Here is a 20658-nt window from a genome sequence, read left to right on the forward strand (position 1 = left end):
GCCCATCCACGCTAAGCTGTTACGGCGGCAAGCTCGCCGGCGGCAGCAAGCAGCTCCTTCACCTGCGACGGCGGCAGAGATTCCAGCGGCGGGCGGAGGCGTTGCCAACCGGCATGGCCGGTGCGCTCGGCAACAAGCGCCTTCAGCGATGCCATCTGCGGAAAACGTGAGACGAGTTCGCGGGCCCTCATGATGCGCGCCTGCGCCGCCGCAAGCGCGGCGTCATCGTCGCCGTCGCGGAAATGCCGGTAGACATAGGCAAGATCGCGCGCAACGAGATTGGAGGTCGCGGTGATGCATCCCGCGCCGCCCTTGCGCAGCAGCGGCAACAGCAGTGGATCCGCGCCGGTCAGGACTGCAAAACCCGGAAAGCGCTCGACCATCGCGGTCATATTGGCGAAATCACCGGAGGAATCCTTGATACCGACGAAGGTCGCCGGATAGGCCGAACGCAGCCGCTCGATCAGCGCATGCGAGATCGGCTGCATCGACATCTGTGGAATATGATAGAGCAGGATCCGCAGCCGGGCATCGCCAATCCGCTGCACGACTTCGCTATAGGACGCATAGACGCCGTCATCGGTGACGGCCTTGTAGTAGAACGGTGGCAGCATCACCACGGTATCGACGCCGAGAGAGAGCGCATGGCGCGTCAGCGCGATCGTATCGCTGAGCGCCGCCACGCCGGTGCCGGGAAGCAGACGGCTTGGCGCGATACCATCCCGCACGACCGCCTCGAGCAGCGAGGTGCGCTCGCCGACCGAAAAGGAATTGGCTTCTCCAGTCGTGCCGAGCAAGGCGATGCCGTCGCAGCCTTCGCCCAGGAGGTAACGGCAGTGCGCGATGAACCGCGCGTGGTCGGGCGCCAGCTCCGCGTCGAGCGGCGTCAGTGCGGCGCAGAACACGCCCTGCGGATGAAGAGACCATGTCGCCAAGATTTCCTCCGATCGCCTGAAAATCGTTTCGCCCCGAAAAATCGTTGTTCGGAATGCGAACATATGTTATCTTCTGTTGCGCTTCCCTAGAACCGTGCCGGCGTCCCGTCAAGGGTTACGCCCGATCGTTCGTTGCAAGGCAGGTATTGAGGAGATGATGGCCAAGGCTGCCGGGCTCGCTTCGGGCAATACCCCGAAGACCGCAAAGAAGAATCTCAATAGCAACCCAAAGAACTACGTAGCATCGGTCGGCAAGGCGTTCGCCGTGCTGCAGAGTTTCACGAGCGAGGCTTTTGAGCTGACGCTCAGCGAGATTGCCGCGCGCGCCAATCTCGATCGCGGAACCGCATTTCGGCTGATCCAGACTCTCGTCGAGCTTGGCTATCTCCAAACCGTTCCGCAGAGCCGCCGGTTTCGGCTCGGCGTTGCCTGTCTCGACCTCGGCTACACGGTCCTGTCAGGGGGAACGCTCCGCGCTCTGACCGAGCCGTTGCTGCGCGAACTTGCGCCTTCCGTCGGCGATGCCGCATCACTCGGCGCGCTTGATGGCGGCGACGTGATCTATCTCGCCAGAGTCAGCACGGGACTCGACCGGCACAAGATCGATCGTCGCCCTGGCACGCGCATTCCTGCGTACAGCGCCGCGCTCGGCCACGTCATGCTGGCTTATCTGCCAAGGGAGGAGCAGATTCGCTGTCTGGAAGCGCGGCCGCGGATCAAATTGTCGGAGCGAACCCTGACAGATCTCGATGCCCTGCTCGACCGGCTCGATCTGGTCAGGCAGCAGGGCCACGCAGTTTCCGACGGCGAAAATGCTTATGGTCTCCGCACACTGGCTGCGCCTATCTTCGGCGCGCAAGGTTCGGTTGTTGCGGGCCTGAGCGTCACGGTGGACGCGACGCGCATGGAAATGGCCGTCTTCCAGGACAAGGCGCTTCCCCAGCTGAAGCGCGCCGCGGCTCTTGCGCAGAACCTGGCGGTCAAATCCGGCGTATCCGGCTAGCTACGTCGTCGCCCCCGCCTGGCGTTGCGAAGCCTTGGCGCCGGCGCGATTGCGCCGCCAGTTAGCCACGGACAGCGGCAGCTCTTCCGCAGCCTCGACGCGGTTACGACCGGTGCGCTTGGCCTGATAGAGCGCGGTATCGGCCGCCGCCAGCAGCACCTCGAGCTCCGTGCCTGCCGGCCCGCCCGCGACTCCGATGCTGACGGTGGTGTCGACCGGCCCTTCCTCGCAAACGATGTTGGACGCCTCGAATGCCTCGCGCACCCGCTCGGCCACGATCACGCCCTCCGCCAGCGGGCACGCCAACAACGCCGCGAACTCCTCGCCGCCGATGCGCCCCGATAGATCGCTGATGCGCAGATTGCTGAGCACCACGGTAGAGAACAGTTTGAGGATCTCGTCGCCCGCGGGATGACCGAAGCGGTCGTTGATGCTCTTGAAATGGTCGATGTCGAAAATCATCACCGTCACCGGCCGCCCCGCGGCGGCCTCGCGTTCGATCACCCGGTTGGAGGCTTCCGTAAAGCCGCGGCGGTTCAGCATGCCACTCAGAGGATCGACCGAAGCCGCGGTCTTGTGCACCGTCACGGCGCGATCCGACACCAGCATGAAGATCACGAACACGGTGCCGATTGCATAGAGTATCAGTTCGATCGAGAACGCCGTCACCCAGATGCTGCTGGCGAAGGTTTCGTCATGCGGGCGCAACAGGCTGCCAAGCAGGATCGGTAGCGCCAGCACGCATCCATGCATCACCGGTACGGCTATGGTCGGCCAGCGCCTTTGCATCGTGCGCCGCCGCTCGCTCCACAATTCGGAAGCCGTCAGCCCGGCATAGATCGCGACGATCATCGCACCGAGGATCAACCGAATGGCTGGGTTCATCGACGGCAGCGCCAGCACCGCGCCGACCCACACGACCGCGCCGAGCAAAAGGCCCAGCAGATTCGGTTTGCGGCCATGGAATACGCGCGAAGCGTTCCAGACCATGCCGCAGGCTACAAAGCCGACCGCATGCAGCGCCAGCAACAGCGGCTCGCCGAGCTTGTCGCCGCCGATGGTCCAGATCGCCACCGAGGCCGAGCCAAGCAGATAGGCCGTTCCCCACCACTTCAAAGCCGGGATGTTTTCCTGCTTGCCGAACAGCAGCAGCATGGCCCCGAGCATGCCTGCGACCATCGTGGCGAACAAATATAACGTGGAAGTATCGAACGACATGGGCTCACCCGAACGCGTGTGATGCAACTTGTTCGGCGCACACTGAAAATGCAATTTCGCGCCATCGCATCATCGACACTAGAAGCGCCGTGTTCCAAATCCGTTTGCGCAGGTAAGCAAGTTTTCAGGAAAACCCGTGGTAACTGATCACTAAATGTTAAGCAAAAAAGGGCGCCGATTGGCGCCCTTTTTCATCCGATGCGTGCAGCGATCGCTGCAATTTTAGCGAAGCGATTAGCGCTTCGAGAACTGGAACGACTTGCGCGCTTTCGCCCGGCCGTACTTCTTGCGTTCGACGGTACGGGAGTCCCGCGTCAGGAAGCCGCCCTTCTTCAGCACGCCGCGCAGATCCGGCTCGAAGTTCGTCAGCGCCTTCGAGATGCCGTGACGCACGGCACCCGCCTGGCCCGACAGACCACCGCCGGCGACGGTGCAGATCACGTCATACTGGCCGCTGCGCGCGGCGGCGACCAGCGGCTGCTGGATCAGCATGCGCAGAACCGGACGGGCGAAATAGACTTCGACCTCGCGGGTGTTGACCGTGATCTTGCCGGCGCCGGGCTTGATCCAGACGCGGGCGACCGCGTCCTTGCGCTTGCCGGTGGCATAGGCGCGGCCGTACTTGTCGACCTTCTTGACGTACTTCGGCGCTTCCGGAGCGGCCGTCTTCAGCGACGCCAACTGGTCGAGCGACTGCATGGTATCCGACATCTTATGCGGCCCTCATGTTCTTGCGGTTCATCGAAGCGATATCAACCTTCTCGGGCTGCTGGGCTTCATGCGGGTGTTCGGCGCCGGGATAGACGCGCAGATTGCCCATCTGCACGCGGCCGAGCGGACCGCGCGGGATCATGCGCTCGATGGCCTTCTCGACCACGCGCTCGGGGAAACGCCCCTCGAGGATCTGCTTGGCGGTGCGTTCCTTGATGCCGCCGATGAAGCCGGTGTGCTTGTAGTAGACCTTGTTGTCCCGCTTGCGACCGGTCAGCACGACATGCGCCGCGTTGATGATGATCACGTTGTCGCCGCAGTCGACATGCGGGGTGTAGGTGGGCAGGTGCTTGCCGCGCAGGCGCATGGCGACCAGGGTGGCAAGACGGCCGACAACCAGACCCTTGGCGTCGATCACGACCCACTTCTTCGTCACCTCGGCGGGCTTTGCCGAATAGGTTTTCATGTGAGAAATCCGTGAAAATGGAAACCGGCGCCAGATGCGCCGAACTGGCGCGTTTCTAGAGAACGGAATGTTGACAGTCAACGCCCATGTTTGCAAGTTACACGAATAAAAACAATGGCTTAAAAATATGGTGCGATATTACCACCCAAAACCTCATTTGGTTGGAATGGAATAGGTCGCCGTCACATGGGCGATCGGATCGGGCGATGAACCCGACAGCAGGTTGACCTCCCCGACCGCCAACCGCTTGCCGAGCTTCAGGAGCCGCGCCGCGGCCAGCACGTCCTGTCCGGGCTGCCCCTTGCGCAGGAAATTGATGTTGAGGTTGGTAGTTACCGCAAGTCCGACCGGTCCGATCGCCGAGAGCAGCACCACATACATCGCGAAATCGGCCATTGCCATCAGCGTCGGACCCGACACCGTGCCGCCCGGTCGCAGCATGCGCTCATCATAGCGACGCCGCAGCAGGCAGGTCTCGCCATCGGCGTTCTCGATAGTGATATCGCCATCGCTGAAAGCTTGCGGAAATTCCTCCCGGAGGAACTTCTCCAGCTCAGCCACGCTCATTTTCGCTTCTGCCATGCCGCCCTGCCCTCGATTCAGAGTGCCTGTTACATTACCTTGTCAGCAAAACCCAAACGAAAATCCTGGAGTGGAAACCTCAGAGATGCCCGCCCAGACCGCCCGCGCACCCACACCGCAACCGCCAATCCTGCTGCAGGAAAATGTCGGCAGTATCCGCGTGCTCACCCTCAACCGGCCGGCGGCGCGCAACAGCCTGTCGGAAGGCCTGATTGCCGAGCTGCATGGCGCGCTGAAGGAAATCCACGGCGACAACAGCGTTCGCGCCGTCGTCATTGCGGCCAACGGTCCAGCCTTCTCCGCCGGCCATGACATGAAGGAATTGACCGCGCGCCGCAGCGATCCCGATCGCGGCCGTGCCTATTTCGGGCAGATCATGAATGCCTGCAGCGCGATGATGCAGGCGGTCGTAAATCTGCCGAAGCCTGTCGTCGCCGCCGTGCAAGGTATCGCGACCGCCGCCGGCTGCCAGCTCGTGGCAAGCTGCGATCTCGCAGTCGCCTCCGAGGCCGCAGGCTTCGCCACGCCGGGCGTCGATATCGGCCTGTTCTGCTCGACGCCGATGGTGGCGCTCTCCCGCAACGTCCCGCGCAAGCAGGCGATGGAGATGCTGCTCACGGGCGAACCTATTTCGGCGACGACGGCGAAGAATATCGGTCTCGTCAACCGCGTGGTGGCCGCCGGCACCGAACGCGATGCGGCGATCGCGCTGGCACAGAAAGTGGCGCTCAAGTCAGCCTATACGGTGAAGCTCGGCAAAGAGGCGTTCTATCGCCAGGCCGAAATGAACCTTGCCGACGCCTACCGGTATGCGGCGGAAGTGATGACCGAGAACATGATGGCGCGCGACGCCGAGGAAGGCATCGGCGCTTTCATCGAGAAGCGCGAGCCGAAATGGCAGGATAAATGACGACGCGTAGCGTCGTCATTCCGGGGCGATGCGGAGCATCGAACTATGGTGCGCAATTGCGCACCTGAGAATCTCGAGATTCCTGGGTTCTCGCTTCGCGAGCCCCGGAATGACTGTGCAGGATCAAGATGAACCACGACAATTACGACGACAATTACATCCGCGGCATTCTCAACTCCGTGAAGTCGATCGCGATGGTTGGCGCCTCGCCGGTCAATGTGCGGCCGAGCTACTTCGCTTTCAAATATCTGGCGCAGCGCGGCTACGACATGATCCCGGTCAATCCCGGCCATGTCGGCAAGAGCCTGCTCGGCAAGCCCTTTGTCGCCTCGCTGTCGGAGATCGGCCGTCCCGTCGACATGATCGATATCTTCCGCAGTTCCGCGCATATCATGCCTGTTGTCGACGAGGCGCTGACGTTATCGCCGCTGCCGAAGGTGATCTGGATGCAGCTTGGTGCGCGTGACGATGCGGCTGCCGCGAAAGCCGAAGCCGCCGGTCTCAAAGTCGTGATGAACCGCTGCCCGAAGATCGAATATGGGCGGCTGTCGTCGGAAATTTCGTGGATGGGAGTTAATTCGCGAACGCTAAGCTCAAAACGCGCTCCGATACCGACGCAAGGCATGCGCCTGTCGCTGAATCGGATGAGCGTCGGCGGCGCCGCGACGACGGCATCGGATCGCGCCGCAAAGAACAAAAACCAGCTGATGTGAAGCAACGCGAAACGATCATTTCGAAGATACGAGCTGACGAAGCAGGCCCTTTTCAATCCGCTACGCACTAATGCCTCGCCTTGACGGCGGACGCGGCTACCATCAGCATGCCGCGCATTCGAATAAGCCAAACAGGACGCTAGAATGACCGACCGTCTCCCGGGATTTTCGACACTTGCCGTGCATGCCGGCGCGCAGCCCGATCCCACCACCGGCGCGCGGGTGACGCCGATCTATCAGACGACGTCTTTCGTGTTCAATGATGCCGACCATGCCGCCTCGCTGTTCGGCCTGCAGGCGTTCGGCAACATCTATACCCGCATCGGCAACCCGACCACCGCCGTCCTGGAAGAGCGCATGGCTGCGCTGGAAGGCGGCACCGCGGCACTGGCGGTCGCCTCGGGGCATGCGGCGCAGGTCGTCGTGCTGCAACAGTTGCTGATGCCAGGCGACGAGTTCATTGCCGCGCGAAAACTCTATGGCGGTTCGATCAACCAGTTCACCCATGCGTTCAAGAGCTTTGGCTGGAACGTCGCGTGGGCCGACCCAGACGATATCGCAAGCTTCGAGCGCGCGGTGACGCCGCGCACCAAGGCGATCTTCATCGAATCGATCGCCAATCCCGCCGGCAGCATCACGGACATTGAGGCGATCGCCGAAGTGGCGCGCAAAGCCGGCGTGCCGTTGATCGTCGACAATACGCTGGCGACGCCCTACCTGACCAAGCCGATCGATCATGGCGCCGATATCGTCGTACACTCGCTGACGAAATTTCTCGGCGGTCACGGCAATTCGCTCGGCGGCATCATTGTCGACGGCGGCACCTTCGACTGGTCGAAGGACAACAAATATCCGATGCTCAGCGAGCCGCGGCCGGAATATCACGGCATCCGGATCCAGGAGACTTTTGGCAATTTTGCCTTCGCGATCGCTTGCCGCGTGCTGGGCCTGCGCGATCTCGGCCCGGCGCTGTCGCCGTTCAACGCCTTCATGATCCTGACCGGGATCGAGACCCTACCGCTGCGCATGCAGAAGCATTGCGAGAATGCCAAGGCAGTCGCGGAATTTCTGGCCGGTCATCCCGCGGTGGCCGCGGTGAACTATGCGGGCCTCGCAAGTGACAAGTACAACAAGCTCGCGCGCAAATATGCGCCAAAGGGCGCCGGCGCGGTGTTTACCTTCAGCCTGCGCGGCGGCTATGACGCCGGCGTCAACCTGGTGTCGAACCTGAAGCTGTTCTCACACCTCGCCAATGTCGGCGATACCCGGTCACTCGTGATTCATCCGGCATCGACTACGCACAGCCAGCTTGATGACGCCGCGAAGATAAGATCGGGCGCCGCCCCGGACGTCGTGCGCCTGTCGATCGGCATCGAGGATAAGGAAGATCTGATCGCGGATCTGGAGCAGGCGCTGAGCGCGTGATGCCTCCGCCGTCATTGCGAGCCACCCGGTCGGCGCAAAGCGCCGCCGGATGACAGGCTCCGCGAAGCAAGCGCGGCATACCGGATAGATCGATTGCTTCGTCGCGAGCTCCTCGCAATGACGGGGTTAGAGCCCGGACCCGCCTGCTCCAGTGCCCCAGCTCGCCATCACAAGCCTCTCGTTAACGCTCATTCCGGCATAAAATAACGACGAGCCGCCCTCGATGATTCGGAGCCAATGATGCTGCGCTGGATGACACCCATTCTGGTCGCGATTTTCGCGGCCGGAACCGCTGCCGCCCAGAGCCCCGGAGCCACGCAGACCGGCGATGGCCCCGCAGCAGCAAAGCCCGCCGACCCACCGGCGGCCGCCGCACCCGCCGATAACCCGGCAACGGCCAAGCCGAAGGACAGCCCGGCCGCCGCCAAGCCCGCCAAAAGCCCAGCCGCAGTGCAGCGCGCCGAGAAGGCTGCCGCCGGCAGGCGCGCCGCGGCGCTTGCCGCCAGCCAGTTGCCGCCCGGCCTGCCCCGCGCGCATTACAATTACAGAACTACGGTTGCGCCCGCGGCGCCGCCGCTTTACGTGCGGCGCGGCCGCACGCTGGTGGTCGAGGAAGAGGATCCCGACGTGCTTTTCACGCCGACCAGTGTGGTGCCCTACGCGCCGCGCGTCTTCGGCACGCCGCTGTTGCCGGGCTCATCAACCCTGCCCGGCTATTACGGGACCAGTCATTCCTACAGCTATGACGGCCCCTATTATGGCGGTCCCTATGAGCCGTATTGGAACCGCCTGCCATACGCTTGCGGTGTCTACGGATATTGCTAAACGCGCATAGGCCAACAACGGAGACGGACGCGACGTGGCAGGGGCACCGCAGAAGGCCTTAAGGACAAGCGCAGCCAATGCGATCACGGCGGATCTGGTCGCCGTCCTCGTCGCCGTCACCGAGGGCGAGCCGAAGATCATGACCATCGCAAACGGCGGCGCCCTGCCGAGCGGCCCGTTCGAATTTGCGCACCGTTCGTTACAGACAGGGCTGCGCGCATGGGTCGAGGCGCAGACCGGCCATCCGCTCGGCTATGTCGAGCAGCTCTACACCTTCGCCGATCGCGGGCGGGCGGGCGATGCCAAATCGCTGCATTCGATCTCGATCAGCTATCTGGGGCTGACGCGCGAGGACAAGGTCGGCCGGGGTTTTGAGGCGCATTGGTCCGGCTGGTATGAATATTTCCCGTGGGAAGATCAGCGGGCCGGCCTCCCCCCATCGCTCGCAAAGACATTGGCGGCCCGGCTTAAGGCGTGGTCGAAATCTGCCGCCAGCACCAGCCTGCAGCGCGAACGCTGGCAACGCGCCGCCATCACTTTCGGCTTCGACGATCGCGAATGGAATGAAGAGCTGGTGCTGCAGCGTTATGAATTGCTCTATGAGGCCGGCCTGATTCCAGAAGCGGTTCGTGATGGGGCTGCGGCCACGACTGTCATTCCCGGTCGCCAAATGACGGGCGATCACCGCCGCATTCTCGCCACCGGGATCGCGCGGCTGCGCGCCAAAATCAAATACCGTCCCGTAGTATTCGAGCTGATGCCGGCGGAATTCACCCTGCTGCAACTGCAACGCAGTGTTGAGGCTCTTGCAGGCCGCCTGGTACACAAACAGAATTTCCGCCGCCTGATCGAGCAACAGCAACTCGTTGAGGAAACTGGCGCAATCGCCACTGAGGCTGTCGGTCGTCCCGCCAAACTTTTCCGGTTCCGCCATGCCGTCTTAGCGGAACGGGCCGTCGCCGGAACCAAGCTTCCCCTTTCGCGCACTTGACTTCGGTTATGCTCAGGATAAGTATAAGCCGTCTTATACTCAAGGAGAGTATAAATGGCCAATCTCAGCACTGCCGCGCTTGCGCGCACCGCGCCACTTTACGACCGGGTCAAACGAGTCATTCCGCCACCTGAATGGGCTGTCTTCGCTGAGGATGTCGACGCCATTCTCGCCCTGAAGCGAGAGCGCAACGCCGTCGTCCTCGCACACAACTATCAGACGCCGGAAATCTTCCACGGCGTCGCCGACATCGTCGGCGACAGCCTCTTGCTGGCGCGCGAAGCCACCAAGGTCGATGCCGACATCATCGTGTTGGCCGGCGTGCACTTCATGGCCGAGACGGCCAAGCTGCTGAATCCGGAAAAGACCGTGCTGATCCCTGACCTCCGGGCGGGCTGCTCGCTCGCGGAGTCCATCACCGCACAGGACGTACGGCTGATGCGGCAACGTTATCCCGGCGTGCCCGTCGTCACCTATGTCAACACGTCCGCCGCCGTGAAGGCAGAGTCCGATATCTGCTGCACGTCAGGCAACGCGCTCAAGGTCGTGGAGTCGCTCGGCGCCGAGCGCGTCATCATGCTCCCGGATGAATATCTCGCGCAAAACATCGCCGCGCAGACAAACGTGAACATCATCGCATGGAAAGGCCATTGCGAGGTGCACGAGCTGTTTACAGCGTCCGACGTCCGACAACTGCGCGAAAACCACCCTGACGTGACCATTCTGGCGCATCCGGAATGCCCGCCTGATGTGGTCGCAGAAGCCGATTTCTCCGGCTCCACGGCAGCGATGTCTGACTTCGTCGGCAAAAAGCGGCCGCCGCGGGTCGTGCTACTGACGGAATGCTCGATGAGCGACAACGTCGCGGTGCTCCATCCCGACGTGGAGTTCGTCCGCCCCTGCAATCTCTGCCCGCACATGAAGCGGATCACGCTGAAGAACATTCGCGATGCGCTGGAGACCGGCCGACACGAGGTGACGATCGATCCCGCGATTGCGGCGCCTGCGCGACGCGCCGTCGAAAGGATGCTGGCGATATGAGCACGGAAATTTCAGCACTGGCCGGCCTGCCCATCATCATTGGCGGCGGCGCGGCCGGATTGATGACGGCGCTTCAGATGGCACCCGAACCGGTCGTGCTGTTGTCGAAGGCGCCGCTCGGCGCGGAAGCCTCGAGCCTGTGGGCACAGGGCGGGCTGGCCGCGGCCATGGGTGATGATGATGACCCTGCCCTTCATTTGGCCGACACGCTTTCCGCAGGTGCGGGCCTCTGCGACGGAGCCGTCGCTCGCCGTATTGTTCACGCGGCGCCTGCGGCCGTCGAGCATCTAACGAGGCTTGGCGTCGCCTTCGACCGGCGTCCCGATGGCAGCTGGCGGCTTGGCCTTGAAGCTGCGCACAGCCGCAACCGCATCGTGCACGCGACCGGCGATGGCACCGGGCGTGAGATCATGCGGGCGCTGATCGGAGCCGTACGACGCTGTCCATCGATCACGCTGCTGGAAGGCTTTGAGGCGCGGAGCCTGATTGTCGAAGACAACGCCATCAGAGGCGTGCTCGCGGTGGACGCGCAGGGTCAGTTCGTGATCGATACTGCCCGCGTCGTGTTGGCGACAGGTGGCATCGGCGGGCTGTTTCTCGATAGCACCAACCCCAGTGGGTGTTACGGCCAAGGGCTTGCTCTGGCTGCCCGCGCAGGCGCAAAGCTTTCCGATCTCGAATTCGTCCAGTTTCACCCGACCGCGTTCGACGGGCCGTCGCGCCCGATGCCGCTGGTGACGGAAGCCGTGCGCGGCGACGGCGCGATCCTGATCGACGACACCGGACACCGCTTCATGGCGGACCAGCCGGGCGCCGAACTCGCGCCACGCGACATCGTCGCGCGCGCGGTCTGGCGCCGCCGCGCGGAGGGGCATCGCGTCTTCCTTGATGCGCGGAAGCATCCGGGCGCGGAATTCGCCAAGCGCTATCCGGTCATCTCCGCCTTCTGCAAAATGGCCGGGATCAATCCCGCTATGGATCCAATTCCGGTGCGGCCGGCCGTGCACTACCACATGGGTGGGGTAGCGGTCGACATTGAGGGCCGCAGCACCGTGAACGGCCTCTGGGCCTGCGGCGAAGTCAGCCGCACCGGGCTGCATGGCGCCAACCGGCTCGCCAGTAATTCTCTGATGGAAGCCATTGTCTGCGCCCAATGGGTTGCGGAGAGCGTCAAGAGCGCGAGCCACGGTCCGGTGAAGGCGCGCAGGACCGACGTGCCTGCGCCTGCGTCCGATCCTTCGGCCGTACGGCCGATCCTGTCGCAAGGCCTTGGCGTGCTGCGCGAGCGACACGGCATCGGCCGCGCGATCCGCGCCCTATACCCGATCGCCAACGGCCGTAGCGCGGCAGCCGGTCCCGCGCTGGTTGGATTGATAATGGCCGTTACGGCGTGGCGACGCGAAGAAAGCCGCGGCGGGCATTACCGCAGCGACTTCCCGGAGAGCTTGCCTTCGGCCGCGCCGTCGACCATCTCGCTGGCGGAAGCATTCGACTTCGCCCGCGACATTCTTGAAACCGAATCTCTATCTGTTGGGAGCGTTCAGCCGTGACACTGATCCCACTTCTGCCCATCATGTACGAGCCGCTGGTTCGAACCGCCCTGCTCGAAGATTTGGGACGCGCCGGCGACATCACGGCGGATGCCATCGTTCCCGCCGACAGGCAGGCCTCGCTGGTGCTGCGCGCGCGGCAGCCCGGCGTCGTGGCTGGGCTCGATATCGCGGGCTCAACGTTTCAGTTCGTCAACCCTGCCATCCACCTCACCGCCGAGCGCCCCGACGGAAGCACCGTGGTGCCGGGAGACGTGATCGCCACCATCGAAGGACCGGCGCGCGGGCTGTTGACCGGCGAACGCACGGCGCTGAACTTCCTGTGCCATCTTAGCGGCGTCGCCACCGCGACGGCCTCGCTGGTGTCGGCGGCGCAAGGCACCAAGGCGCGCATCGTCTGCACCCGCAAGACGACGCCAGGACTGCGCACGCTGGAGAAATATGCGGTTCGCGCCGGCGGCGGCAGTAATCACCGCTTCGGTCTCGACGATGCCATTCTGATCAAGGACAACCACATCGCTCTGGCGGGCGGCGTCAGAACTGCGATCGAGCGCGCAAGGGCGCATGCCGGCCACCTCGTCAAGATCGAGGTCGAGGTCGACACGCTGTCACAGCTCGAACAGGCGCTTGCGGTTGGCGTGGATGCGGTCCTGCTCGACAATATGACGGTCGAACAACTGCGGCAGGCGGTCGCCATGACTGGCGGCCGGGCGATCACGGAAGCCTCCGGCCGCGTCACGGCCGAAACCGCCAGGGCGATCGCATCAACCGGCGTCGACCTGATTTCGGCCGGCTGGCTCACCCACAGTTCCGCCGCGCTCGATATCGGGCTCGACTATCTCGACCTCAATCGGCAGGCGGCGTAACGCCGCTCACTCGGCCGCGCGCATCGCTGCCTTGTCCTCGCGCATCAGACGATTGTTGCGCTGGACCACAGAATAGCTGGCGAGCACGAACAGAATCACGAGTCCCTGGATCGACAGCGCTTCCATGGTCGGGTTGAGGCCGATTGCAGTCAGGAACGCCGAGCCTTTGACCTCCGTGACCGTGATGATTGCCTGCTCCTGGAATTCCTGCACGGCTTCGCCGACGAACTTGATTGCCATCACGAACAGGAACGCCGAGGTGACGATGAACAGCGGCCGCAGCGGCAGCTTCCGCGCGATCAGATTGATGAAGTAGAACAGCACGGCAAGGCCGGCTGTTGCCGCGGCGAGGCCAGCAAACAGCCCGGCGCTCCAGCCGCCTTCGGTTTTCGCCAGCGCATTGATGAACAGCACGGTTTCGGCGCCCTCGCGGAACACCGCGAGGAACGCAAGCGCGCCGACGGCCCACACCGTGTCCTGCGACAGCGCCTGATCCGCCTTCTGGGCGAGGTATTCCTGCCAGCCGCGCGGATCCTGCTTCACCATCAGCCAGCCGCTGACATAGAGCATCAGAGCGGCAGCGAAAAGAATGATGATGCCCTCGAGGATGTCGCTGTGATCACCCGAATTCAGCACCGCAAACAGCCAGGCCGCGATGAAGCTGGCGCCGACGGCCGCGAGCGCGCCGCCATAGAGCGCCTGAACGCGATGCGCCGCGCCGGCCTTGGTCAGATAGCCCGCCAATGCGGCGATCACGAGCATGGCTTCCAGCCCCTCACGGAGCAGGATGACGGCGGCCTGAACGAATGCTGAGGACATGGGACAAACCCTTTTTGCCCGTTTTATCCGGCAGCCGATTCAAGTAAAGCGCTCCGGCGCCACACAAACGCGTCAACGCGATGAAGCCGTGAGAAAGCCCCTACAAACCGGAGGTTTTCCGCAATCGTGTCAGATTAGAATTGCTCAATTTCAGCCGGGCTGCCCGAGCGGCACGCCCAGCTTCTGCGGATGGTGCTGCGCAGGTCGCGCAATCAGTCGTTCCGTCTGCAAGACAGCGAGCGTCAGGACAACGATCGCGACGGCCTGATGCGCCAGCGCGAGGTCGATCGGCACCTGGTGCAACAGCGTGAAGATGCCGAGCACAGCCTGCACGACAATCGCCGCCACCAGCCACCATGCCCCGGTCGCGACAGCGCCGGCGCGCGATCGGGCCGCGTCAACCGCATGGAGCACCGCCAGCGCCAGCAATGCATAGGCGGTCATGCGGTGCTCGAACTGCACGGTAAGCGTATTGTCGAACAGGTTGCGCCACCAGGGCTCTTCGAACCACAGTCGCGCCGCCGACGGAATGAAGGCGCCATCGATCTCGGGCCAGGTATTGTACACCCTGCCCGCCCGCAATCCCGCGACCAGCGCGCCAAAATAGATCTGGACGAACGTCAGGGTGAGCAAAGCCACCCCGGTGATCTTGAGCCGCATGGGAAAAACGGGCTGCGGACGCGCGCTCATCCGCCGCAGCGTCCAGACGATCGAGGCAAAGATGATCAGCGCCAGCACCAGATGCGTCGCCAGCCGGTACTGGGAGACTTCGGTCCGGTGCGTGAGCCCTGACGCAACCATCCACCAGCCAACCGCACCCTGTAGCGCGCCGAGGCCAAAGATCAGCCACAGCCGCTTTTTCAACTCGGTGCTGAATGCGCCACGCCACAGAAAGTACAGGAACGGCAGCAGATAGACCGCGCCGATCACGCGTCCGAGCAGGCGATGGCTCCATTCCCACCAGAAGATGGTCTTGAACTCCGAAAGACTCATGCCGGCATTGAGCTCGCGGTATTGCGGGATGGCCTTGTAGCCCTCGAACGCCTGCGCCCATTGCGCCTCGCTGAGCGGCGGCAGCGTGCCGGTCACCGGCTTCCACTCCACGATCGATAGCCCGGATTCGGTCAGCCGCGTGGCGCCGCCGACCAGCACCATGGCGGCGATCAATGCGGCGACCACGATCAGCCACCATCGGACGGCGGTGGCATAAGGGGCCTCTTGTGTGGAACTAGCGGTCATAAAACCCGTCTTGGGCCGCCTGGAAGGCGCGCTTGATTGAATTGGCGCGCCCCTTATAGTCCGCCCCCTCCCGCGCGCAACCCGCAACGAGGCTGACATATCCGCCATGACGATCCGCACTCGCAAATTCTTCGGAACCCTCGCTTTGCTGGCGCTCGTCGTGGTGTGGTCGCTCCTGGGAATGACCATCGCGCAGACGCCATGGCTTGCCAATTCGGGCCTGCTGCAAGCGATCTTCTATGTCGTGGCGGGCCTCGGATGGGTGCTGCCGGCCATGCCGATCGTGAGCTGGATGTCGCGGCCCGACCGCGCCGTCTAAACCCAATTGTCCCGGGTCGGCCTGACCGGCGGAAACATGATGCCGGACAGCATCACGCGCATCATGCGTAGCGAGTTCTCGCGTCCATCCCAGGCGATGCGCGGCAGCGCATGCAGATTGGTAAATCCCTTGGGCTGGACGACGCCCGGGATCGTCGACACCGCACTGGCGAAACCTGCCTCCTGCCCCATCACGACATGCTGGCGGCGCCAGGACTGCTGGTCGCCGAACGGATAGGCGAAATGCGTGGCCGCGCGGCGCAACGCGTTCTCGGCGACCGCCTTGCCCATCAGCATCTCTCGCTGCGCATCGCCGTCCTTCAGGTTGGATAGCGCCTGATAGTTCACGGTAGCGCTGCCGATCGTAACCAGCGGATCGGCGGCAAGCTTCGCCAGATCGTCCCAATCCATCACCTCCGCACGCGACAGCGCGGCAAGGTCGACGGAATAGCGCGTGCAGAGATCGTGGATCGCGAACGACAGGTCGGGCGGCGGCAGCTTCCGCATCCAGCTCGCTAGGAATTCGAAGGTGTCGTACTTGTCCTCCGCGCTTCCTGCAGCGAAACGCCGCTCCTTGCGGTCGATCACCAGGCTGATGCGATCCTCGCGCGCGATAATCTCTTCCAGCGCGAGCCACCAGGCTTCTCCGATCCCGTCCGGAAACGCCGTGGGCACGTAGACGGTGAAAGGCACGCCGTGCTTCGACAGCACGGGATAGGCCTCCCTGATCATGTCCTTGCAGCCACCGTCGAAGGTCAGGCAGGCAAACCGGTTGGCCTTCGGCAGCGTGACCGCCCGCCGGCACACTTCGTCCATCGTGACCAGATCGAAGTTCCAGCGCTTCAGCGCAACGATGGCGCGGTCGAGGAATTGCGGCGTGATTTCACGCCACCGGTTCGGCTGAAAGGGTCGGGCATCGCGCGGACGTACGCGCTCGAACCGCAAAATCACGCCGGCGCCGCCGGTCTTCCGCTGCTTCAGCCTGAAGTAGCCGCTGAAATAAGCGAGCTCCATCCGAACCCGCCGCAAAATCCCGATATCCGACGCCAACGTCCCGCCCTCAGCACGCGGTCGCGCTGCCCCGCCGCGGCCGCATTGTATTACCCTTTGTTGACATTTCCCTGCGAAGGTCGGCCAACGCCAAAATTGTAAACAATTTCATATAGCACGGGCTTTGCGATGACCATGGCTGCCGCGATTGAAGACCGCTCGGCGGGTGCAGATGCGTGGTCCAAGGCGAGCCGCATCGCCAGTATCGACATCGTTCGCGACCTCGCCGCAGCGGAAGGCATCTGGCGCAACCTCGAAGGCGCGCAAACCTCCTTCACACCGTATCAGCGGTTCGACCTCCTCAGTTCCTGGCAGCGGCAAGTCGGCGAGCGCGAAGGCCTCGTTCCCTTCATCGTGATCGCCTATGACGCGGAACGCCATCCGCTGTTGCTGCTTCCGCTCGTGCTCCGGCACGCCTATGGCGCGCGCTGCGCCAGTTTCATGGGCGGCAAGCACTCGACCTTCAACATGGCGCTATTCGACCGCGATTTCGCCGCAAGCGCAACGCACGCCGATCTCGAAGGCTTGATGTCGGCGATCTCCCAGCGGTCCGAAGCCGACGTCCTTGCGCTGCATCAGCAACCGCTTCGCTGGCGCGATTTGTCCAATCCGCTCGCCTTGCTCCCCCATCAGCCATCGGCCAACGATTGCCCGCTATTGATGATAGAGCCCGGCGCCGCACCGGCAGCGCTGATCCGCAACTCGTTCCGCCGCCGTCTCAAGGGCAAGGAGCGCAAGCTGCAGTCCCTGCCCGGCTACCGCAGTTATGTTGCCTCGACAGAGGCCGACATCACGCGGCTGCTCGACTGGTTCTTCCGCGTCAAGCCGCTGCGGATGGCCGAGCAGAAGCTGCCGAATGTGTTCGCCGAGCCTGGTATCGAGGAGTTCGTTCGTAGCGCCTGCACCGCACAGCTTGCCGGCGGCAGGCATGCCATCGACATCCATGCGCTGGAATGCGACGAGGAAGTGATCGCGATCTTCGCCGGCGTGGCCGACGGCCATCGGTTTTCGATGATGTTCAATACCTACACGATGTCGCCGAATTCGAAGTATAGCCCCGGCCTGATCCTGATGCGCGACATCATCGATCACTATGCCGGACTAGGTTATCGCGCCCTTGATCTTGGAATCGGATCCGATGACTACAAGCGGCTGTTCTGCAAGAGCGATGAGCCGATCTTCGACAGCTTCATTCCGCTCAGCCAGCGCGGCAGGCTCGCTGCCGGCGTGATGTCGGGCCTCAACCGCACCAAGCGGCTGGTGAAGCAGAATCCGGCGCTGCTCGAAATGGCGCAGAAGCTGCGCAGCGCGTTCGGGTAACTAACCCGTCATTGCGAGCTACCCGGTCGGCGCGTAGCGCCGCCGGATGACAGGCTCCGCGAAGCAATCCACGTCTCCGCGCTGGGATGGATGGATTGCTTCGTCGCTGCGCTTCTCGAAATGACGCGGATGAAGCCGGCCTCAGGGCGTTGGTATCGTGCAGTGAGCACGCTAGAAGATCCTCACGCCGCAACCACCCGCGGCCCGGCCTGGACCGTGTCCTCAGCCTGGCACGGTCCGCTCAACATGATCACCTCCGAGAACCCGACCGCCCTGAGCTGATCGCACATCAGCTTGCGCGCTTCCGATGCCATCGACGCTTCAGGTACGACCACCGCCCGCGCCTCTGACGTCAATAGTTCGGCCGGCAGGTCGGAGGCCGTCCCGGCATCCAGCAGCACATGATCATAGACTCGCAGCAGCGCATCGATCGCGAGGATCAGCCGTGGCGACTGGAGCAGCGCCCGGTCGAAGCCCGGGCGTCCGGCGCTGACGAGATGGACGCGCGACAGCCGGTCCTTGGTGATCACTTGCGCAAACGACGCCTCGCCCTGCATCAGTTCGGCGAGCCCAGGCGCAGCTGGATCGGCCGACGCTGCGGGAATCGTCAGTGACGATCTCACGAGATCCACGACCACGACCTTCGCCTGCAGCGCCATCAGCCGTGCCAGCGTCAACGCAGTCAGCGTGATGCTCTCGCTGGCGCCAGTGCCGAGCACAGTCACCTTGCGCGCCGCAGGGCCTGCCTCCATCAGTGCATTCGCCACCTGCTCGACTTCGCTGACCTCAGCTCCGGCGTCAACGTGAGCTTCATCCGCGTGCGGCTCCTGCACCACTGGCTCTGACGCATGGTCCGCGGCAGCGAAGTCCGCCACGGGCAGCTCAGGCGCGATCGCCGGCGCACGCACCCGTGCCGGCGGAGGAGCCGTCACAATGTCGGGCGCAACTTCGCGTATCATTTCCGCCGACGCCGTTGTGCCAGCCCGCGGCGCAGTCATGCGCAAAAGTTCACCGGTCGCAATCGCACCCGAGGTGAGCAGCAGGGTCGCCAGCGTCGCGATCAGCACGATTGGCAGCTTCTTCGGATAGGCCGGAGTATTGGAAACGGTGGCGCGGGATATGATGCGGCCATCGGTCGGCGTCGCCTCGAGGTTTTCGCGGGCGGTCGCATCGCGGTATTTGGCGAGAAAGGATTCCAGCTGATCGCGCTTCGCCTTGGCATCGCGCTCGAGCGCGCGGAGCTGGACGTCCTGGCTGTTGGTCGAGGACGCCTGCTTCTTCGACTGTTCAAGGCTTGCCATGGCACTTTCGACCCGGCCGCCGGCAATACGCGCGTCGTTCTCCAGCGAACGGGACACCTTGCCCGCTTCCTCACGCAATTGCCGATCGAGATCGGCGAGCTGCGCTTTCAATTCCTTGATGCGGGGATGGCCGCCGAGCAGCGTGGATGATTGTTCGGCAAGCTGGGCGCGCAGCGTCACGCGCTGCTCCGACAGCCGACGGATCAGCTCTGAATTGAGAACTTCGGACGCTTCGATCGGCCTGCCGGTCTCAAGCATCTCCTTGATCAGACGCGCCTTCGTTTCCGCATCCGACTTCAGTGCACGAGCGTTGTTGAGCTGCGTGTTGAGCTCGCCCATCTGCTGGTTGGAGAGCGTGGTGTTGTTGGTGCCGACGAATAGGCTCGACTTGGAGCGAAACTCCTCGACCCGCGATTCGGCTTCCGAAACCTCCTTGCGCAAATCGTCGATCCTGCCGGAAAGCCATTGGCCCGCGGCCTTTGCCTGGTCCTGCCGCGCGTCCTGCTGCAGCACCAAATAGCCTTCGGCGATCGAGTTGGCCACCCGCGCGGCAAGTTCGGGATCGCGCGACTGGAACTCGACGACGATGACGCGGGATTTGTCGACGGCATAGGCCGTGAAGCGCTCATAATAGGCTTCCAGCACGCGCTCTTCCGGCGTCTGAGAAAACGGGTCGCGCCCGATGCCGATCAAAGCCAGCAGCGATTTGACCGGAGAGAAGCCCCGCAGCACCGGATCGAATTCGGGAAGCTCGGCGAGCTTGTTCTTTTTGATGATCTCGCGCGCCAGATCGCGCGACTGCACCAGTTGCACCTGGCTGGTGACGGCCTCGGGATCGAGGGCGCTACGCTCCTCGTTGCGCTCGCCGTTCGGCCGCAGGAAAACGTTCTCGCGCCCGTCGATCAGGATGCGCGCTTCCGACTTGTAGCGCGGCGTGACCATGTTGACGGCGACGAGGGACAGCACCAGCGCCAGGAACGTCGGGACGATGATCCAGTTCCGCCTGCGCATCAGCGCATCACCGAGCACGCGCAGATCGAGATCGCCGGCTTCGGACGCGGCGACGACCTTCGGAGGCGCGGGCTTTGCCGTCGCCTGTTGCACCACCGGCTTGTCCTTGCCCGCACGCCAGAACGCCAAACGCATTGCACACCCCCGCGGACGCAGCTACTGGTCCGCTCGCCCTGGCCGATTACACTTCATTATGGTTGCCGCCGGGTTAATCCGCCCCGTTTGCGTCCCGGGCCAGCGCCCCGTGCAAACCCAGTCATTTTTTGTTAACCATCAAAGCCCTTAATCGCAGAATGCTTTTTCAGGACTCCCGTAATGCGCGGCGCGTTTTTCCCTATTCGATGTCTGGTTGCTGCGCCGGCGC

At 63.4% G+C, this 20658-nt stretch carries 20 protein-coding genes; 11 read left to right on the top strand and 9 right to left on the bottom strand.

The window, feature by feature from the left end; genetic code table 11:
* Window positions 1-11 precede the first annotated feature (11 nt).
* Window positions 12-935 (bottom strand): dihydrodipicolinate synthase family protein, encoded by a 924-nt coding sequence (locus tag J6524_RS04580; RefSeq protein WP_225669147.1) that lies wholly within the window; start codon window positions 933-935, stop codon window positions 12-14.
* A 157-nt stretch (window positions 936-1092) separates the two neighbouring features.
* On the opposite strand from J6524_RS04580, the gene J6524_RS04585 reads away from it, so the two are divergent.
* Complete coding sequence (locus J6524_RS04585) at window positions 1093-1938, top strand: IclR family transcriptional regulator (RefSeq protein ID WP_225669148.1); 846 nt, start codon at window positions 1093-1095, stop codon at window positions 1936-1938.
* On the opposite strand, the gene J6524_RS04590 is transcribed toward J6524_RS04585, so the two are convergent.
* From J6524_RS04590 to J6524_RS04605, 4 genes are all read right to left on the bottom strand, one after another.
* Entirely contained in the window at window positions 1939-3156 is a 1218-nt protein-coding gene (locus J6524_RS04590) for a GGDEF domain-containing protein (RefSeq protein ID WP_225669149.1), read from the bottom strand.
* A 234-nt stretch (window positions 3157-3390) separates the two neighbouring features.
* Window positions 3391-3867: a 30S ribosomal protein S9 gene (gene rpsI / locus J6524_RS04595; RefSeq protein WP_225669150.1), complete on the bottom strand. Its 477-nt coding sequence runs from the start codon at window positions 3865-3867 to the stop codon at window positions 3391-3393.
* A gap of 1 nt (window position 3868) precedes the next feature.
* Window positions 3869-4333 carry a 50S ribosomal protein L13 gene (gene rplM, locus J6524_RS04600; RefSeq protein WP_171712483.1) on the bottom strand — a complete coding sequence of 155 codons (465 nt, stop codon included), beginning with the start codon at window positions 4331-4333 and terminating at the stop codon, window positions 3869-3871.
* Between the two features lie 153 nt (window positions 4334-4486).
* Complete coding sequence (locus J6524_RS04605) at window positions 4487-4915, bottom strand: PaaI family thioesterase (RefSeq protein WP_225669151.1); 429 nt, start codon at window positions 4913-4915, stop codon at window positions 4487-4489.
* 85 nt (window positions 4916-5000) lie between these two features.
* Here J6524_RS04605 and J6524_RS04610 point away from each other — a divergent pair, with 85 nt between their 5' ends.
* The 8 genes from J6524_RS04610 (at window position 5001) to nadC (ending at window position 13236) form a co-directional block, all read left to right on the top strand.
* Window positions 5001-5825: an enoyl-CoA hydratase gene (locus tag J6524_RS04610; RefSeq protein WP_225669152.1), complete on the top strand. Its 825-nt coding sequence runs from the start codon at window positions 5001-5003 to the stop codon at window positions 5823-5825.
* A gap of 128 nt (window positions 5826-5953) precedes the next feature.
* The gene (locus J6524_RS04615) at window positions 5954-6538 is read left to right on the top strand and encodes a CoA-binding protein (protein ID WP_225669153.1); all 585 of its coding nucleotides are present in this window, start codon (window positions 5954-5956) and stop codon (window positions 6536-6538) included.
* Between the two features lie 144 nt (window positions 6539-6682).
* Window positions 6683-7963: an O-acetylhomoserine aminocarboxypropyltransferase gene (locus J6524_RS04620; RefSeq protein WP_225669154.1), complete on the top strand. Its 1281-nt coding sequence runs from the start codon at window positions 6683-6685 to the stop codon at window positions 7961-7963.
* A gap of 240 nt (window positions 7964-8203) precedes the next feature.
* Window positions 8204-8788, top strand: coding sequence for a hypothetical protein (locus J6524_RS04625; RefSeq protein WP_225669336.1), 585 nt, complete (start codon window positions 8204-8206; stop codon window positions 8786-8788).
* Window positions 8789-8822: 34 nt separating this feature from the next.
* Window positions 8823-9779, top strand: a complete 957-nt coding sequence (locus J6524_RS04630) for an NUDIX hydrolase (RefSeq protein WP_225669155.1) — start codon at window positions 8823-8825, stop codon at window positions 9777-9779.
* A 54-nt stretch (window positions 9780-9833) separates the two neighbouring features.
* Window positions 9834-10820 carry a quinolinate synthase NadA gene (gene nadA / locus J6524_RS04635; protein WP_225669156.1) on the top strand — a complete coding sequence of 329 codons (987 nt, stop codon included), beginning with the start codon at window positions 9834-9836 and terminating at the stop codon, window positions 10818-10820.
* On the top strand, window positions 10817-12370 hold the full coding sequence (locus tag J6524_RS04640; RefSeq protein WP_225669157.1) for an L-aspartate oxidase: 1554 nt from the start codon (window positions 10817-10819) through the stop codon (window positions 12368-12370). The genes nadA and J6524_RS04640 overlap by 4 nt, the downstream gene beginning before the upstream one ends.
* Entirely contained in the window at window positions 12367-13236 is an 870-nt protein-coding gene (gene nadC, locus J6524_RS04645) for a carboxylating nicotinate-nucleotide diphosphorylase (protein ID WP_225669158.1), read from the top strand. The genes J6524_RS04640 and nadC overlap by 4 nt, the downstream gene beginning before the upstream one ends.
* A 6-nt stretch (window positions 13237-13242) precedes the next feature.
* Here nadC and J6524_RS04650 read toward each other — a convergent pair whose 3' ends face one another.
* Together J6524_RS04650 and J6524_RS04655 are read right to left on the bottom strand one after the other, a co-directional pair.
* A complete protein-coding gene (locus tag J6524_RS04650; protein WP_225669159.1) occupies window positions 13243-14055 on the bottom strand; it encodes an FTR1 family iron permease in 813 nt (270 codons plus the stop codon).
* Window positions 14056-14205: 150 nt separating this feature from the next.
* Entirely contained in the window at window positions 14206-15294 is a 1089-nt protein-coding gene (locus J6524_RS04655; protein WP_225669160.1) for a COX15/CtaA family protein, read from the bottom strand.
* Window positions 15295-15400: 106 nt separating this feature from the next.
* Here J6524_RS04655 and J6524_RS04660 point away from each other — a divergent pair, with 106 nt between their 5' ends.
* The gene (locus J6524_RS04660; RefSeq protein WP_225669161.1) at window positions 15401-15613 is read left to right on the top strand and encodes a DUF2842 domain-containing protein; all 213 of its coding nucleotides are present in this window, start codon (window positions 15401-15403) and stop codon (window positions 15611-15613) included.
* On the opposite strand, the gene J6524_RS04665 is transcribed toward J6524_RS04660, so the two are convergent.
* Window positions 15610-16626 carry a polysaccharide deacetylase family protein gene (locus J6524_RS04665; RefSeq protein ID WP_225669162.1) on the bottom strand — a complete coding sequence of 339 codons (1017 nt, stop codon included), beginning with the start codon at window positions 16624-16626 and terminating at the stop codon, window positions 15610-15612. The two genes, J6524_RS04660 and J6524_RS04665, sit on opposite strands and share 4 nt — an antisense overlap.
* Before the next feature lie 165 nt (window positions 16627-16791).
* On the opposite strand from J6524_RS04665, the gene J6524_RS04670 reads away from it, so the two are divergent.
* Window positions 16792-17982, top strand: coding sequence for a GNAT family N-acetyltransferase (locus tag J6524_RS04670; RefSeq protein WP_225669163.1), 1191 nt, complete (start codon window positions 16792-16794; stop codon window positions 17980-17982).
* A 182-nt stretch (window positions 17983-18164) separates the two neighbouring features.
* On the opposite strand, the gene J6524_RS04675 is transcribed toward J6524_RS04670, so the two are convergent.
* Window positions 18165-20429 carry a GumC family protein gene (locus tag J6524_RS04675; protein WP_225669164.1) on the bottom strand — a complete coding sequence of 755 codons (2265 nt, stop codon included), beginning with the start codon at window positions 20427-20429 and terminating at the stop codon, window positions 18165-18167.
* Window positions 20430-20658: the final 229 nt, after the last annotated feature.

The sequence above is a fragment of the Bradyrhizobium hereditatis genome, from assembly GCF_020329435.1.
GTDB lineage: Bacteria > Pseudomonadota > Alphaproteobacteria > Rhizobiales > Xanthobacteraceae > Bradyrhizobium > Bradyrhizobium hereditatis.